Annotated in this window: 13 protein-coding genes; 5 read left to right on the top strand and 8 right to left on the bottom strand. The window is 67.7% G+C overall.

Annotation, left to right across the window (positions count from 1 at the left end; translation table 11 throughout):
• Positions 1–6: 6 nt before the first annotated feature.
• From ASC79_RS01815 to dusB, 3 genes are read right to left on the bottom strand one after another with little or no spacing between them, the layout of a single operon-like run.
• On the bottom strand, positions 7–1,437 hold the full coding sequence (locus tag ASC79_RS01815; protein ID WP_056018818.1) for a sigma 54-interacting transcriptional regulator: 1,431 nt from the start codon (positions 1,435–1,437) through the stop codon (positions 7–9).
• On the bottom strand, positions 1,434–2,555 hold the full coding sequence (locus tag ASC79_RS01810; protein ID WP_056018815.1) for a nitrogen regulation protein NR(II): 1,122 nt from the start codon (positions 2,553–2,555) through the stop codon (positions 1,434–1,436). Before ASC79_RS01810 ends, ASC79_RS01815 begins: the two co-directional genes overlap by 4 nt.
• Positions 2,552–3,559 carry a tRNA dihydrouridine synthase DusB gene (gene dusB, locus ASC79_RS01805; protein ID WP_056018812.1) on the bottom strand — a complete coding sequence of 336 codons (1,008 nt, stop codon included), beginning with the start codon at positions 3,557–3,559 and terminating at the stop codon, positions 2,552–2,554. The genes ASC79_RS01810 and dusB overlap by 4 nt, the downstream gene beginning before the upstream one ends.
• 90 nt (positions 3,560–3,649) lie before the next feature.
• On the opposite strand from dusB, the gene ASC79_RS01800 reads away from it, so the two are divergent.
• Positions 3,650–4,795 carry a bifunctional 2-C-methyl-D-erythritol 4-phosphate cytidylyltransferase/2-C-methyl-D-erythritol 2,4-cyclodiphosphate synthase gene (locus ASC79_RS01800; RefSeq protein ID WP_056018809.1) on the top strand — a complete coding sequence of 382 codons (1,146 nt, stop codon included), beginning with the start codon at positions 3,650–3,652 and terminating at the stop codon, positions 4,793–4,795.
• On the opposite strand, the gene ASC79_RS01795 is transcribed toward ASC79_RS01800, so the two are convergent.
• Positions 4,792–6,990: a spermidine synthase gene (locus ASC79_RS01795; RefSeq protein ID WP_235528710.1), complete on the bottom strand. Its 2,199-nt coding sequence runs from the start codon at positions 6,988–6,990 to the stop codon at positions 4,792–4,794. The genes ASC79_RS01800 and ASC79_RS01795 overlap by 4 nt on opposite strands.
• A gap of 132 nt (positions 6,991–7,122) precedes the next feature.
• On the opposite strand from ASC79_RS01795, the gene ASC79_RS01790 reads away from it, so the two are divergent.
• Positions 7,123–7,614: a CinA family protein gene (locus ASC79_RS01790; RefSeq protein ID WP_056018803.1), complete on the top strand. Its 492-nt coding sequence runs from the start codon at positions 7,123–7,125 to the stop codon at positions 7,612–7,614.
• Here ASC79_RS01790 and ASC79_RS01785 read toward each other — a convergent pair.
• On the bottom strand, positions 7,611–8,060 hold the full coding sequence (locus ASC79_RS01785; protein WP_056018800.1) for a type II toxin-antitoxin system RatA family toxin: 450 nt from the start codon (positions 8,058–8,060) through the stop codon (positions 7,611–7,613). The genes ASC79_RS01790 and ASC79_RS01785 overlap by 4 nt on opposite strands.
• Before the next feature lie 3 nt (positions 8,061–8,063).
• Positions 8,064–9,026, bottom strand: a complete 963-nt coding sequence (lipA, locus tag ASC79_RS01780) for a lipoyl synthase (RefSeq protein ID WP_056018798.1) — start codon at positions 9,024–9,026, stop codon at positions 8,064–8,066.
• 77 nt (positions 9,027–9,103) lie between these two features.
• On the opposite strand from lipA, the gene ASC79_RS01775 reads away from it, so the two are divergent.
• The 3 genes from ASC79_RS01775 to ASC79_RS01765 all read left to right on the top strand — a co-directional run bounded on the left by ASC79_RS01775 (position 9,104) and on the right by ASC79_RS01765 (position 12,241).
• Entirely contained in the window at positions 9,104–10,114 is a 1,011-nt protein-coding gene (locus ASC79_RS01775) for an alpha/beta fold hydrolase (protein WP_056018795.1), read from the top strand.
• A gap of 126 nt (positions 10,115–10,240) precedes the next feature.
• Positions 10,241–11,794, top strand: coding sequence for an AMP-binding protein (locus ASC79_RS01770; RefSeq protein ID WP_056018792.1), 1,554 nt, complete (start codon positions 10,241–10,243; stop codon positions 11,792–11,794).
• Between the two features lie 48 nt (positions 11,795–11,842).
• Complete coding sequence (locus tag ASC79_RS01765) at positions 11,843–12,241, top strand: DoxX family protein (RefSeq protein WP_056018789.1); 399 nt, start codon at positions 11,843–11,845, stop codon at positions 12,239–12,241.
• Positions 12,242–12,277: 36 nt separating this feature from the next.
• Here the strand turns inward: ASC79_RS01765 and lpdA are convergent, their stop codons facing one another.
• Positions 12,278–13,678 (bottom strand): dihydrolipoyl dehydrogenase, encoded by a 1,401-nt coding sequence (lpdA, locus tag ASC79_RS01760; protein ID WP_056018786.1) that lies wholly within the window; start codon positions 13,676–13,678, stop codon positions 12,278–12,280.
• 10 nt (positions 13,679–13,688) lie between these two features.
• The gene (locus tag ASC79_RS01755; RefSeq protein WP_056018784.1) at positions 13,689–14,987 is read right to left on the bottom strand and encodes a pyruvate dehydrogenase complex dihydrolipoamide acetyltransferase; all 1,299 of its coding nucleotides are present in this window, start codon (positions 14,985–14,987) and stop codon (positions 13,689–13,691) included.
• Between the last annotated feature and the right edge of the window lie 12 nt (positions 14,988–14,999).

Here is a 14,999-nt window from a genome sequence, read left to right as displayed (position 1 = left end):
GTCGCCTCAGCGGCGACCGCGGGCCATCTCGACCCCCAGGTCCTGGATCTTCTTGCGCAAGGTGTTGCGGTTGAGGCCCAGGATCTCGGCGGCGCGGACCTGGTTGCCTCGCGTAGCCGCCAGGGTCAGCTGGATCAGCGGCCGCTCCACCTCCTCCAACACCCGATCATAGAGGCCGGCCGGCGGCACCCCGTCCGGCTGCTCGGCGAAGTAGCCGCCCAGGTGACGTTCGACCAGGGTCGCCAGGGTCACCGGGCCTTCGTGGCCCGGGATCACCGGTTGCTGGTCGGCCAGTTCGCGCTCGACGATCCGAGCCGTGATCAGCTCTTCGGCGTAGAGCGCGCAGATCCGGCGGATCAGGTTCTCCAGCTCGCGCACATTGCCCGGCCAGCCGTGCAGCTTCAGGCGCTCCAGAGCGCTGGCGTCGATGGTCTTCGACGGCAAGCCCTCGCGGTTGGCGCGCAGCAGGAACGCGCGGGCAAGGTCGGGAATGTCCTCGGTCCGGTCGCGCAGCGGCGGCAGGCGCAGCGGCGCGACGTTCAGGCGGAAGAACAGGTCCTCGCGGAACAGGCCCTGCTGGATCAGCGAGCGAAGGTCCCGATTCGTGGCCGCGATGATCCGCACATTGGGTGGACGGCCAGTCTTCGGGTTCACCGACTGCTCCGAGCCATCGATGACCCGCAGCAGCCGGGTCTGCGCGTCGAGCGGCATGTCGCCGATCTCATCGAGGAACAGCGTGCCGCCGTCCGCCTCGACCAGCTTGCCGTAGTCCCCGTCGTCGCGACCGAACAGCTCGGCCTCGACCCGCTCGCGCGGCACCGCCGCCAGGTTGATGACGACGAACTTGCCGTCTTTGCGCCGGCCCATGTCATGCAGCGCGCGTGCGACCAGCTCCTTGCCAGTGCCGCTCTCGCCCAGGATCAGCACCGTCAGGTCGGCGCCGACCAGTCGTGCGATGGTGCGGTAGACATCCTGCATCGGACCCGAGCGCCCGATAAGGGGCAGCCGCTCGTCGCGGACGGCGCGGGCCTGGGCCTTGGACGCTTCGGCGTCGGCGGGGCGTGACAAGGCCCGGCGCGCGGCCGAAGTCATGTCGTCCAGGTCGAAGGGCTTGGAGACGTAGTCGAACGCGCCGGCGTCGGCGGCGTTGACCGCCGTCAGCAGCGTGTTCTGCGCGCTCATCACGATCACCGGCAGCCGGGGCCGCTCCTTGCGGATGCGCGGCAGCACGTCGAAGACGTTTTCGTCGGGCATCACCACGTCGGTGACGACCAGATCGCCCTCGCCGTCAGAGACCCACTTCAGCAGCGTGGTGGCGTTGCCCGTGGCCCGAACCTGATACCCCAGCCGCGTGAAGGCCTGGCTCAGGACGAGCCGGATCGAGGCGTCGTCGTCGGCGATCAGGATCTTCTTGCTGGCGTTCGCTATCGCATTCATGCCGGCGTAACCTCTTCAGACGCGATCGGCAGGAGCACACGGAAAGTCGTGCGCCCCGGCTCGGACTCAAAATCGATCAGGCCGCCGTGCCCGGCGACCAGCTTGGCGACCAGGGCCAGGCCCAGGCCCGCCCCGTGGGTCTTGCTGCTTACAAACGGCTGGAACAGGCTCTCGCGCAGGTGTGCTGGCACGCCCGGGCCGTTGTCCTGAACGCGGATCTCCAGCGGCGCGCCGCGCAGGACGTGGCCCTTTGCGGCCCGCACCTTCACCCCATGTCGATAGCCGGTATGGACAGTGATCGCGCCCCGGCCGTCGCCGCGCCCATGGGCGGCCTCGGCGGCGTTCTTCACCAGGTTCAGGAAAATCTGGATCAGTTGATCCTCGTCTCCGTAGGCCGGCGGCAGCGAGGGATCATAGTCGTCCGTCAAGGTCAGGCCGTCGGCGACGCCGTTGGCCGCGAGCGCTTTCACACGGTCCAGCACCTGGTGAATATTGATCGGCTTGCAGTCGGGCAGAGCGTCATCGGAGAACGCTTCCATCCGGTCGACCAGCCGCCGCACCCGGTCGGTTTCATCGACGATCAGCTGCGCCAGCGGCGCGTCCTCGGCCTTGGCGCCGGTCTTCAACAGTTGCGCCGCGCCGCGGATGCCCGCCAGCGGGTTCTTGATCTCGTGGGCCAGCATGTGCCCCAGGCCGACGATGGTCCGCAGCCCGGCCTGCTCGGCTCCGGTCCGCTCGCCGCCGAGGGCCCCGCCCTTCACATGCAGCGTCAGCAGCACCGAGCCGTCGCCCAGAGGCGCGGCCGCGCCGTCGGCCTCGAACGACGGATGCCCGAAAAGGCTGATCTCGACGCCGCGTTCCCGAACCCGAACCCCTTCCTCCAGCGCGCGGTCCAGCAGCGAGACCAGGGCGGAGCCGGGCGGGAGAGCGGCGCCAAACCGCCCCCGGGTCAGAAGGCCCAGGCCTTGGCCGAACAGCGCCTCGGCGGCCTCGTTGACGGCGACCAGCGCGCCATCGGCGCTGACCACAAGCGCGGGCTCTGGAGAAACGTCGAAGGCGCTTGCCTTCAGAAGCTCGAGGTTCAGCCCGTTCGGCGCCGCGCGGGTTTGGTTTGTCATGCGGCCAGTCTCGGTTGGGGGTCACGCCACAATGCGGTCAGGCCAGCTTCGACCTCCGCGGGATCGTCCAGTCGGCACAGCGCCGACCGCGCCGCACGCCTCGCCTCGGCCGTTTCCGGCCAGGGCGCATTCTCGATGTAGGAGGCCAGGTGCTTGCGGAAGATCCGCAGGCCCAGACGGTCGCCATAGAAGTTCAGGCTGTCGCGAAAGTGCTCCAGCGCAATCGCAAGCCGCTCTTCGGCATGGGGCTCGTGGTAGGCGAGCCCCGCCAGTTCGGCCTCGATCTGCGTCGCCACCCAGGGGCGTCCGTAGACACCGCGACCGACCATCACGCCGTCCGCGCCGGAAGCCTCCAGGGCTAGCCTGGCGCTCTCGCCATCGACGATGTCGCCATTGACGATGACCGGGATCGACACCGCCTCGGTGACCGGGCGCACGGCGCTCCAGTCGGCGCTGTCCTTGTAGAACTGACTACGTGTGCGCCCATGGATGGTCACGGCCCGCGCGCCCCGCGCCTGGGCCCGCGCCGCGATGTCTGGCGCGTTCTTCGATGAAGCGTCCCAGCCCAGGCGCATCTTCACCGTCACCGGGACATCGACGGCGTCGACGGCTGCGGCGATCAGGCTTTCGGCCAGTTCGGGCTCGCGCATCAGCGCCGATCCCGAGAGCACGCCGGTCACTTCCTTGGCCGGGCATCCGAAATTCAGGTCGATGATCTGGGCGCCCGCCCTCGCCGCCAGCCGCGCGCCCTCGGCGATATGAGCGGGTTCTCGGCCGACCAGCTGCACGACCATCAGCGGCAGACCCTCGCCCACCGCCGCGCGGCGCACGACGTCGGGACGCCCCTTCGAGAACTCGGCGCAGGCGACCATTTCGGTCGCGACATAGGTCGCGCCCAGCTTGCTGGCGGCCTTGCGGAACGGCAGGTCGGAGACGCCGGTCATGGGTGCGATCCAGGCGCGCCCCCCGACTTCCACGTTCCCGATCTTGAGCGTGCTGCTCATTTTGTAATCACCCCTACCGCCTCCGTTTTAGGCAAATTGTGCACCGCCGTAAAGCCTAGACAGCGGTGGTGCACGCCCTAAACAAGCCGGATGGATTTCTCAGCCGTCATCGTCGCCGCAGGTTCCAGCACGCGCGCGGGACCAGGAGCGCCAAAGCCTTGGCGCAGCTTGGGCGGACGCCCGATCCTGTCGTGGTCGATCGAGGCCCTGGCCGCGGCGGGGGCGCGACAGATTGTCGTCGTCGTGGCCGACGCATGGATCGGCGAGGCCTCCGAGTTGCTCCTCGGTTGCCGCAATGCGGTAGCCGTCCGCGGCGGCGGCACTCGCGCGGACTCGGTTCAGGCGGGCCTCGGGGCGCTGACCGCAGACGACGCCTCCGCCGTCCTGATCCACGACGCCGCCCGCCCCTTCCTCACGATGCAGCACATCGAGGCGCTGTTGACGGCCCTAACCGACGCCGACGGCGCGGTGCCCGCCCTGCCCGTCGCCGACACCCTCAAGCGGGGCCAGGCCATTGTCGCTGAAACAGTGCCCCGTGACGGGCTGTGGCGAGCCCAAACTCCCCAGGCCTTCCGGCTCGCCGCGTTGCGCGCCGCCTACGCCAATTGGCCCGCCGACGCCGAACCGACCGATGACGCCGCCGTCGTGGAACATGCGGGCGGAAAGGTCGCCCTGACGCCCGGCGATCCGCGCCTGATGAAACTCACCTACCCGGAGGACTTCGCCATGGCCGAACAACTGGCGGGCGGCGCGCGCATCACCCGCGTCGGCCAGGGCGTGGACGCTCACCGCTGGGGCCCCGGCGACGCCGTCTGGCTATGCGGCGTGCGGATCGACCACGACCAGACCCTGATCGGCCACTCGGACGCGGACGCCGGCCTGCACGCTCTTACCGACGCGATCCTCGGGGCGATCGGCGAAGGCGATATCGGCGAGCACTTCCCGCCGTCGGATCCGCAGTGGAAGGGCGCGGCCTCCGACAGGTTCCTGCTGCACGCCGTCGAAATCCTGACGAACAAAGGCGGTCGGATCATCAACGCCGACGTCACTCTGGTCTGCGAGCGCCCGAAGATCCGCCCTCATCGCGACGCCATGCGTCAGCGTTTGGCGGAGTTGCTTAATGTGCCGCTCGACCGGGTCAGCGTGAAAGCCACCACCACTGAGGGGATGGGTTTCACGGGCCGGCAGGAGGGCTTGCTGGCCCAGGCGATCGTGGCTGTGGAGACCCCTGCCTAGGGCAGCCAGGCCCACTTGGCCTTCATCTCGGCGTACATCGCGCCGGGCAGATTGGTGTAGTCGTCGGTCCAGGGGCGCACGGCGGTCGGATCGGTCTGCGACCATCGCTTGTCGGCTTCGTAGGGGGCCAGCGCCTGCAGGCTGCGGGTGACGATCAGCGCGTCTTCGGCAGATTCCCAGAGCGGCGGGCTATCCTTTGCCGTTTGGTGCCGCTGGATGAGCGCAAAGCCGCCCGCCGCCTCGGCCACGGCCATCGCCGGACCGCGCAGTTCGAGGTTGCGGTTTGACAGGTGCAGGATCAGCACCCCATCCGGCTTCAGCTTGGTCAGATAGCCCTTCATCGCCTCGACGGTCAGCAAGTGCGCCGGCACGGCGTCCGACGAGAATGCGTCGATCAACAGGATGTCGAAGGCCTGATCGGGCTGCTTGGCCAAGGTCAGACGGGCGTCGCCGACCACGTAGTCGATTTTCCCGCGTGCGCAGATGGTCGTGTAGCTGAAGTGCTTGGGATCGGTGGCGAGGCGAATGACCAGCGGATCGATCTCGAAGAAGGTCAGGTGGTCGCCGCGACGCGTGTAGGCCGCGACGGCACCGGTGCCCAGGCCGACAGCGCCGACCCTCAGCCCGCTCGGCCGCTTGGTCTCGTGGGTGAACACCTGGCCGATCGGCGTCTCGGGGGCGTAGTAGACCAACGGGCGGCACATGTACTTGGGGTTCTGCGCCTGGGCGCCGTGCAGGGTCGTTCCATGCGAAAGCATCCGAAGCTGCCCCTCCATGCCCGGCGACGGCATCTCCGATTGGCGCAGGACGCCGAAGAAGCTGCGCCAGCTTTGGCGGACGTCTACGCGATCGCCGATGGCCGCCGCCGACAACGACAGCACCACGACCAGCCCGAAGAACACGATCATCCTTCGGCGGATCAGGAAGGCGCAGACGGTGGTGACTGCCATCAAGGCGAACACAATCGCCTTGTACTCCTTGCTCATGCCCATCTTGACCGCGATCAGTGGGGCGATGACGGCTGCGATCACGCCGATAATCAGGGTCAGCCATCGCCAACGCTCGACCGGCCCAAGCCCCGGGCGGGCGAGGCACGCCAGCGCCAGGACCAGCGGGTACTCCCAGACGTTGCTCAAGATCACTGGCGCGAGGAAGGCGTTGAACGCCCCGCCGACCACGCCGCCGAACGACATCCAGAGATAGAACTCTGTCAGCTGCGCAGGGTCGGGCCGCCGCGCGACCAGCGCCTGGTGGCACATCAGGGCGGTCAGGAAGAACGCGGCCAGGTGGACAAAGAGCTGCAGCGGGAAGTTCGCCGCCTTGAAGGGCAACATCGCCGCGCAGGCCACCACCGCCGCGGCCTGCAGCAGCAGGGTCGTTTCCGCCGAGATGATCGGCTTGTCTGAGAACGCGATGATGAAGGTGGCGAGGTAGAGCGCCAGCGGGATCACCCAAAGGAACGGCGCCGAAGCTACGTCGGTGGTGATGTGCGTGGTGACGCCGAGCATCAGGCTCGAAGGGATCGCCGCCAAGCCGACCCAGATCGCGCGCTGGCGCCATGAAGGCGCTGGAGTGGCGCTGGCGATAGCCCCCTGGACCGCCGCAACCCGTGCGCGGGACACAAAGAGCGCCAAGGTGGCCATCAGCATGACAAAGGCCACATAGCCGGCGCTCCAGCCGCTCGTTTGCCCCTTGACCGTCGCCAGAGGCTCGACCAGCGCGGGATAGGCTAGCAGGGCCAGCAGGCTGCCCAGATTGGACGCCGCATAGAGCGCGTAGGGCTCGGCCCCCGTCTCGGCGTGGATCGTCCTCGCGTGCCAGGCCTGCACCAGCGGCGCCGTCGCCGAAAGGACAGCGAAAGGCGCCCCGATTGAGACGGCCAACACGCCCAGCAGCCACAGGGACGGGTACTCTGACGACGGCTCGCCCAATGCACCAGTCACCCTGAGCGGAAGCGCCAGGGCGGCGATCAGCAGCGCCGCCACGTGCACCAGGGCCTGAGTCCGGACCGACTTCACTCTCTGAAGGAAGTGGGCGTACCCGTAGCCCACCAGCAAGGCGGTCTGGAAGAACGCGATCGACGTGTTCCAGACCGATGAACTGCCCCCCAGCAGGGGCAGCACCAGCTTGGCCACCATCGGCTGCACCATGAAGACGAGCCCCGCGCTGGCGAAGGTCGTCACCGCGAAAAGCATCGGCGATATGGAAGCTGCGGGCCGTTCAGCGCGATCTAGTGCAGTCATGAGCTCGAATCGGCTTGTGTGGCAGGCGCTGGCGATGTTGTGGTCTGCATTCGTCCTTGCCTAGAGCCCGCTGGAGTCGCCGCCATGTTTTCCCTGGAGATCGAAACCCTGGCGCGGCTGCTGATCGACGAGGCTCGGGAACGCTCCCTGCGGATCGTCACTGCGGAGAGCTGCACCGGCGGACTGGTGGCAGGCGCCATCTGCGCCATTCCCGGCGCCTCTGACGTCTTCGAACGCGGCTTCGTTGTCTATACGAACCGCGCCAAGCAGGAACTGCTGGGTGTCCCCGGCGACCTCATCGCCGACCTGGGCGCCGTCTCGGAGCCGGTCGCGCGCATGATGGCCGAGGGGGCGTTGGAAGCCTCGAACGCCCACGTCGCCGTGGCGATCACCGGCGTCGCCGGTCCCGGCGGCGGCACGCCCATGAAGCCGGTCGGCACCGTGCACATCGCCACCGCGCGCTCGAACCAGGCGCTGATGCACCGCGCCGAGCTATTCGACGGCGTCACCCGCGCCGACATCCAGGAACAGGCCGTTCAGGCCGCGCTTCAGGCCCTGCGCGACCGGATGACCTAGGCCGGATAGAGCGTCTTCGCCCGTCCCTCGAAGCAGGACATCAGCTTGTCCACCGCATGGTGGAAGTTCGCGGCAAGCATTCCTGACAACAGCCGGGACTTGAATTCGAAGTCGATGTCGAACTCGATCTTCGTGCCGCCAGGCGCTTCGGCGAAGCGCCAGCGGTTGGCCAGGTGCTTGAACGGCCCCGACAGCAGCTGGACATCGATCTGCCGGCCGACCGCGTCGCGGCGCACCCGAGTGGAGAACTTCTCCTTCAGGAAAGAAAAGCCAACCGCCACCTGGGCGTCGACCAGGGTCACGCCGTCATCCTCAGCCCGCGCGTTCCAGGTGCGCAGCGATTGGACCCAGGGCACGAACTCCGGATACGCGTCGACGTCGCCGACCAGCTTGAACAGCTGGTCGGGGCTATAGGGCAGCACTTTTTCGATGTGGTAGCGCGGCAAGCGTCAGGCCGCCGCGTCCTTGGCGAGCCGCGCCGCCTTCAGGCGAGCGAAGTCCTCGCCCGCATGGTGCGACGAACGGGTCAGCGGGCTGGCCGAGACCATCAGGAAGCCCTTGGCCCGGGCGATCTCCTCGTAGGCCTTGAACTCGTCAGGCGTCACGAAGCGGTCGATAGCCGCGTGCTTGCGGGTCGGCTGGAGGTACTGGCCGATTGTCAGGAAGTCGACGCCGGCGGACCGCATGTCGTCCATGACCTGCATAACCTCCTCCTTGGCCTCGCCGAGCCCGACCATGAGGCCAGACTTGGTGAACTGGTTGGGGTCGCGCTCCTTCACCCGCTCCAGCAGACGTAGCGAATGGTAGTACCGCGCGCCCGGCCGGATCGAGAGGTATAGCCGCGGCACCGTCTCAAGGTTGTGGTTGAAGACGTCGGGCTTGGAGTCGATCACGATCTCCGCGGCGCTGGGCGCCTTGCGCAGGAAGTCCGGGGTCAGGATCTCGATGGTCGTGCCTGGCGCGGTCGCCCGGATCGCGTGGACCACGGCCGCGAAGTGCGCCCCGCCGCCGTCCTGCAGATCGTCGCGGTCGACCGAGGTGATCACCACATGCTTCAGGCCCATCTTCAGCACGGCGTCGGCGACGCGGGCCGGTTCGGTGGGGTCGAGCGCCAACGGCTTGCCGGTGGTGACATTGCAGAAGGCGCAGGCCCGGGTGCAAATCTCGCCCATGATCATCATGGTGGCGTGGCTCTGCGACCAGCATTCGCCGATGTTCGGGCAGGCGGCCTCTTCGCAGACCGTGGTGAGCCCATGCTCCTTCACGATCGATCGCGTCGCGTTGTAGCCCGGCGAACCCGGCGCCCGAACGCGCAACCACTCGGGTTTGCGCAGGATGGGCGTGTCGGGACGCGACTGCTTTTCGGGATGTCGGGGCCGCGGCCCCCCGAGGGTGTCGATGACGGTCGCCATAAGGCCTAGATCGGCTTTCTGCCCCTCAGGATCAAGGCGTGATTGAGCGGCTCTGCGACGCATGGTCAAACTCGGCCATGGTTCGCGCGTTCCTGACCGCTGCTCTGGTTCTCCTGCTCGCGGCGTGCGGCCGTGACGGCGGGCTCGAGCCGTTCGCCGAGAGCCGGACGCCAGCCTCGCTCGCGCCGCGGTTCTACCCGCCGGAGGGATGGGCCTGGGGCTATATCGGGGTCGGCGACAAGCCGTTGCAGCGCTACGGGGTGGCCAGCACCCGCCGTGTGCCCACCGCGACCGTCGTGATTGTTCCCGGTTACGGGGAAACCGCCGAGGTCTGGTTCGAAACGGCCTCGGACCTCATCGCCCGCGGCTGCACGGTCTGGATCCTGGATCGCGCCGGCCAGGGCGGCTCTGGTCGCTATGTGCCGCCGCGCGACCTCGGCTTCACCCCCTCCTTCGACCCAGAGGTCGCGACGCTCCGCGAACTGGTTCGGGTGGTGGTCCGCCCTTCCCCGGAAGCGCCGCTGATTCTGCTCACGCAGTCGGACGGCGCCGTCGTGGCGCTCAGCGCCGTGCGCTCGGGCCTGAAGGTGGATGGCGTTTTCGCCAGCACGCCGCAGCTCGCCGATCCTCCGAGCACGCGGATGCTTGGGCCGGTGAAACGCGCCTCGGCTCCACCGGCGGGCTGGAAAGGTTGGAGTCGCGAGAGTCCCGACGACCTCGCCGCGGGGCGGACGCACGACGCCTGGCGCGGTCAGGTCGGGCACGCCTGGATGACCGCCAATCCGGATCTGCGCCTGTCTGGCCCCAGCCTGGGCTGGAACAAGGCCTTCGAAGCCGCCAGCCGCCTGCTGGAGCCCGGCGCGTCGCAGGTGCGGACGCCCGTCATGATGCTGAACCCCTCGAAGCGGGCGGCCCTGCTCTGCGCCCAGCTTCCGCACTGCGCGATCACCACGGCGCCGGGCGCTCATGGCGCCGTGCACCTTGAAGCGGACGCTTGGCGCAAGCCGTGGCTGAGCGCGGTCGACAGCTTCATCCAAGGGCGCATCGACGCCACCGCGACGATTTCGGCTGACGCGGCAAGACCTTAGGCCGGCGGCCGGAATTGACGCCGGCGCCGAAGCTCACGGCTTGTTACGCATCTTTTCATACCGAGGCGTCAGCTATAGGCTCGCGCCCAACAATAATCGGCGAGACGTTCGGGGAGGTTTTCGCCTTTGTCGCGTTCTTTTGATCCGCGTTCGTGTGAGCGCTCTCTTTTCGATGCGCTGGTCGACGCGCGCGCCACATACGGCGCCAAGAAGCCGATCCTGGAGGACCAGGAACGCAAGCCGCTCAGCTACACCGACCTGATCCGCGCGTCCTTTGCGCTGGGCCGCAAGATCGCGGCCATGACGTCGGAGGGCGAGCGCGTCGGTGTCATGCTGCCGGCCAGCGCCGGCGCCGTGGTCACGTTCTTCGCGCTGCACGCGTTTGGGCGCACACCCGCGATGCTGAACTTCACGGCGGGCATCCGTAACCTCAAGGCCGCCTGCGAGCTGGCCGGGGTGAAGCGGGTGCTGACCTCGCACCGGTTCATCGAGCAGGGCAAGCTGCACGATCTCGTCGATGCGCTCGAGCCGCTGGCTGCGATCACCTATCTCGAAGACGTGCGCGAAACCGTCGGTCTGGCCGACAAGGTCTTCGCCGCCGCCGCGGGGGCCTTCCCCAAGCGCTTCAGGGCGCCCACCAAGCCCTCCGATCCCGGCGTGATCCTGTTCACCTCAGGCAGCTTCGGCGCGCCGCGCGGTGTGGTGCTCAGCCAGGCCAACCTCATCGCCAACGTCGAGCAGATCGCCGCGCACATCCCGCTCGATCCGTCCTGGGTGATGTTCAACCCGCTGCCGACCTTCCACTGCTTCGGCCTGACCGGCGGCGTGCTGCTGCCGCTCATGAAGGGGATGAAGGCGTTCGAGTACCCCTCCCCGCTGCACGTCAAGCAGATCCCACCGCTGATCAAGGACACCGGGGCGTCGATTCTCTTCGCGACGGACACCTTCCTCAACCAGTACGCCCGGGCGTCCGAACCCGACGAGCTGTCGGGCCTGAAGTTCATCGTCTGCGGCGCGGAAAAGGTGCGCGACGAAACCCACAACCTGATCCGCGACCGCTTCGGCGACGTTCCAGTGCTCGAAGGCTATGGCGCCACCGAGGCCTCGCCGGTCATCGCGGTCAACAAGCCCACCGACAATCGCCGCGGCACCGTCGGCGGACTGCTGCCGGGCATGGAGACCCGCCTGGAAAAGGTCGAGGGCATTCCGGGCGGCGGGCGCCTGTTCGTGCGCGGCCCCAACATCATGGCCGGCTATCTAACGGAGTCGGGGCTCGAGCCTCCGCCTGGCGGCTGGCATGACACCGGCGACGTAGTCGACATCACCGACGACAACTGGATCAAGATCCTTGGCCGTGTGAAGCGTTTCGCCAAGGTCGGCGGCGAGATGGTCTCACTGACCGCCGCCGAAGACATCGCCACCGCCGTCTGGCCCGACAGCCGCCATGCGGTGATCGCCATGCCCGATCCGAAGAAGGGCGAACGCCTTGTGCTGGTGACCGACCGGCGCGACGCCGATGCCGGCCCGTTGGTCGCCCACGCCCAGGCCATCGGCGCACCCGAACTCGCCGTGCCCCGCAAGATCATCAGGGTCACAGAGGTTCCGGTGCTTGGCACCGGCAAGACCGACTATGTGGCGATCACGCGCATGGCGGAGGCCGACGGGCGCCGCGCCGCCTGATCCCCGAACGACATCGCGTCGCTGCGGCGCGGATTGGGAGGGACTGGTATGCCAAACCTCGACGCCTGGGCGCCGCGGGCGCTGAGTTTGCTGCGCATCATCGCCGCCTTGCTCTTCATGGAGCATGGGCTGATGAAGCTGTTCCACTTCCCGGCGCCGCAGCCCGGGGCCCCTGATCCGCTGCCGATGCTGCTGCTCGCCGCGGCCTGGATTGAAGTGATCGGGGGCGGTCTGCTGGCGTTGGGGCTGTTCACCCGCGTCACCGCCTTCATCTGCTCGGGCCAGATGGCGGTCGCCTACTTCACCGCGCACGCCTCGCAGGGCTTCTGGCCGGCGCTGAACGGCGGAGAGCCGGCGATCCTCTTCTGCTTCGTGTTCCTCTATCTGATCTTCGCCGGCGGAGGCGCGTGGAGCCTCGACGCCATGCCGCGCAGACGACGGCGGTAGGGTTGGGGACGCTCCCGTGGGAGCGTCCTTTCCCACTCAGATGTGGAGCACACGCCCGTAGGCGTCGAGCGCAGCCTCATGCATGGCCTCGCTCAGCGTCGGGTGCGGGAACACCGTCGCGAACACTTCTTCCTCAGTGGCCTCGAGCGTGATCGCCAGCGTGAAGCCCTGGATCATCTCGGTGACTTCGGCGCCGATCATGTGGGCGCCGATCAAGGCGCCGGTCTTGCCGTCGAATACGGTCTTCACGAAGCCGTCCGTATCGCCCGACGCAATGGCCTTGCCGTTCACCTTGAACGGGAAGCGGCCGACCTTGGCCTCTATGCCCTGCTCCTTGGCTTGCGCCTCGGTCAGGCCGACAGACGCGATTTGCGGGCTCGAATAGGTGCAGCCCGGAATTGGCGAGCTCAGATTGTTGGGCTTGAGACCGGCGATGTGCTCGACGCAGTGCACGCCCTCGTGGCTCGCCTTGTGCGCCAGCCACGGCGGGCCGGCCACGTCGCCGATGGCGTAGAGGCCGGGCACGCCCGTTTCTCCGTGAGCGTCGGTCACTATGTGGGTCTTCTCGATCTTCACGCCGAGCGCCTCAAGGCCAAGGTCCTCGACATTGCCGACGATGCCGATCGCGACGATGGCGATGTCAGCCTCCAACGTTTCAGTCTTGCCGCCAGACTCAAGCTCGATCGAGACGCCGCTCTTCGACTTGGTGAGCTTCTTGACGCTCGCCCCGACCCGGAAATTCAGCCCGCGCTTCTCGAAAGCCTTGTGGGCCGCCTTGGAAACTTCCTCGTCCTCGACCGGGAGGATACGCGGCAGCGCCTCGATCACGGTCACATCCGAGCCCAGAGCCCGATAGAAGCTGGCGAACTCGATCCCGATCGCGCCCGAACCGATGACGATCAGAGATTTCGGCGCCGCCTTGGGGACCATGGCCTCGCGATAGGTCCAGATCCGCTCGCCGTCCGGCTCCATGCCGACCGCCGGAACCGTGCGGGCCCGCGCGCCTGTGGCGAGGATCACGTGCTTGGCCTGGACAGTCCGCGACCCGCCGGCCTTGAGCGCCACGACGACCTTCGGCGCGCCCTGGCCCTTGTCGAGCTTGGCGACGCCCTCGATGACCTCGATCTTGTGCTTTTTCATCAAGTAGGTGACGCCGGAATTCAGCTGGCCGGCGACCTTGCGCGAACGCTCGACGATCTTGCTGAAGTCAAAGCTCGCCTTCTCGATCTTCAGGCCGTAGTCGGCCAGATGGCTGAGATTTTCATAGGCCTCGCCGGACTTCAGAAGCGCCTTGGTCGGGATGCAGCCCCAGTTCAGGCACACCCCGCCCAGCGCCTCGCGTTCGACGATGGCGGTCTTGAGGCCGAGCTGGCTGGCGCGGATGGCGGTGACATAGCCGCCCGGGCCGGAGCCGATGACGATGACGTCGAAATCCATGTGACTTGCCTTAGACGATCATCGTGATGGGATCTTCGATCAGGGCCTTGAAGGCCTGCAGCCAACGGGCGCCGGTGGCGCCGTCGACCACGCGATGATCGCAGGAGAGCGTGACGGTCATCACCGTGGCGATCGCCAGCTGGCCGTTCTTGACCACCGGCCGGGGCTCGCCCGCGCCGACCGACAGGATACAGCCCTGCGGCTCGTTGATGATCGACCCGAACGACTTGATCCCGAACATGCCGAGATTGGACACCGAGAAGGTGCCGCCCTGGAACTCGTCGGGCTTGAGCTTGCGGGTGCGGGCTCGCTCGGCCAGGTCCTTGGCCTCGACGGCGATCTGCGCCAGGCCCTTGGTCTCGGCCTTGCGGATGATCGGGGTGATCAGGCCGCCCTCGATCGCCACGGCCATGGCGATGTCGGCGTTGTGGTGCATCGCGATGCCCTCGGGCGAATACGACGCGTTCGCCTCCGGCACCTGCTTGAGCGCAACGGCGGCGGCCTTGATGACCAGGTCGTTGACGCTGACCTTCACGCCCTGCTTCTCCAGCATGGCGTTGATCTTGGCGCGGCTGGCCAGCAGCCCGTCGATCTCCAGGTCGATGGTCAGCGGGAAGTGCGGCACGTCCCGGAAGCTGTCGGTCATGCGTCGGGCGACGGTCTTGCGCATCCCGTCCAGCGGGATGAGATCGTAGCTGCCGTCTGGAATGCCCATCTGAGCCAGGGTCTGCGCCTGGCGGGGCGCGGCCGACGTCGCCCCGGCGGCGGCCGGCTTGGCGGCCTGGGGCGTAGCGCCTTCGACGTCGCGCTTGATGATCCGGCCGTGGGGACCCGATCCCTGCATCTGGGCGAGATCCAGCCCCTTCTGCCCGGCGATCCGGCGGGCCAACGGCGAGGCGAAGATCCGTTCTCCGGAGTGGCGAGCGGGCGCGGCCGGCGTCTGCGCCGTCGGCTTGGCGGACGGCGCGGCTTCGGCCTTGGGCGGTGCGGCCTTCGCTGCTTCGGCTTTCGGCGCCGCCTCAGCCTTCACCGGCTCCGCCTTGGCCGCCGGAGCAGCGGAGGCGCCGTCCTCACCAGCCAGGCGGGCGATGGGGGTGTTGACCTTCACGCCCTCGGAGCCCTCGGGAACGAGGATGTCTTCGACGACACCTTCATCGACAGCTTCCACTTCCATGGTCGCCTTGTCGGTCTCGATCTCGGCGATCACGTCGCCGGAGGAGACCTTGTCGCCCTTCTTCACGTGCCATTTGGCGAGCGTGCCCTCCTCCATGGTGGGAGAGAGCGCGGGCATCAGAACATCAATGGACATTGGCGGGTCTCA

Origin of the sequence: Phenylobacterium sp. Root1290 (genome assembly GCF_001425305.1) — a bacterium.
GTDB lineage: Bacteria > Pseudomonadota > Alphaproteobacteria > Caulobacterales > Caulobacteraceae > Phenylobacterium.
Note: the sequence above shows the minus strand (reverse complement) of the source record. Positions and strands in the feature narration are given on the sequence as shown.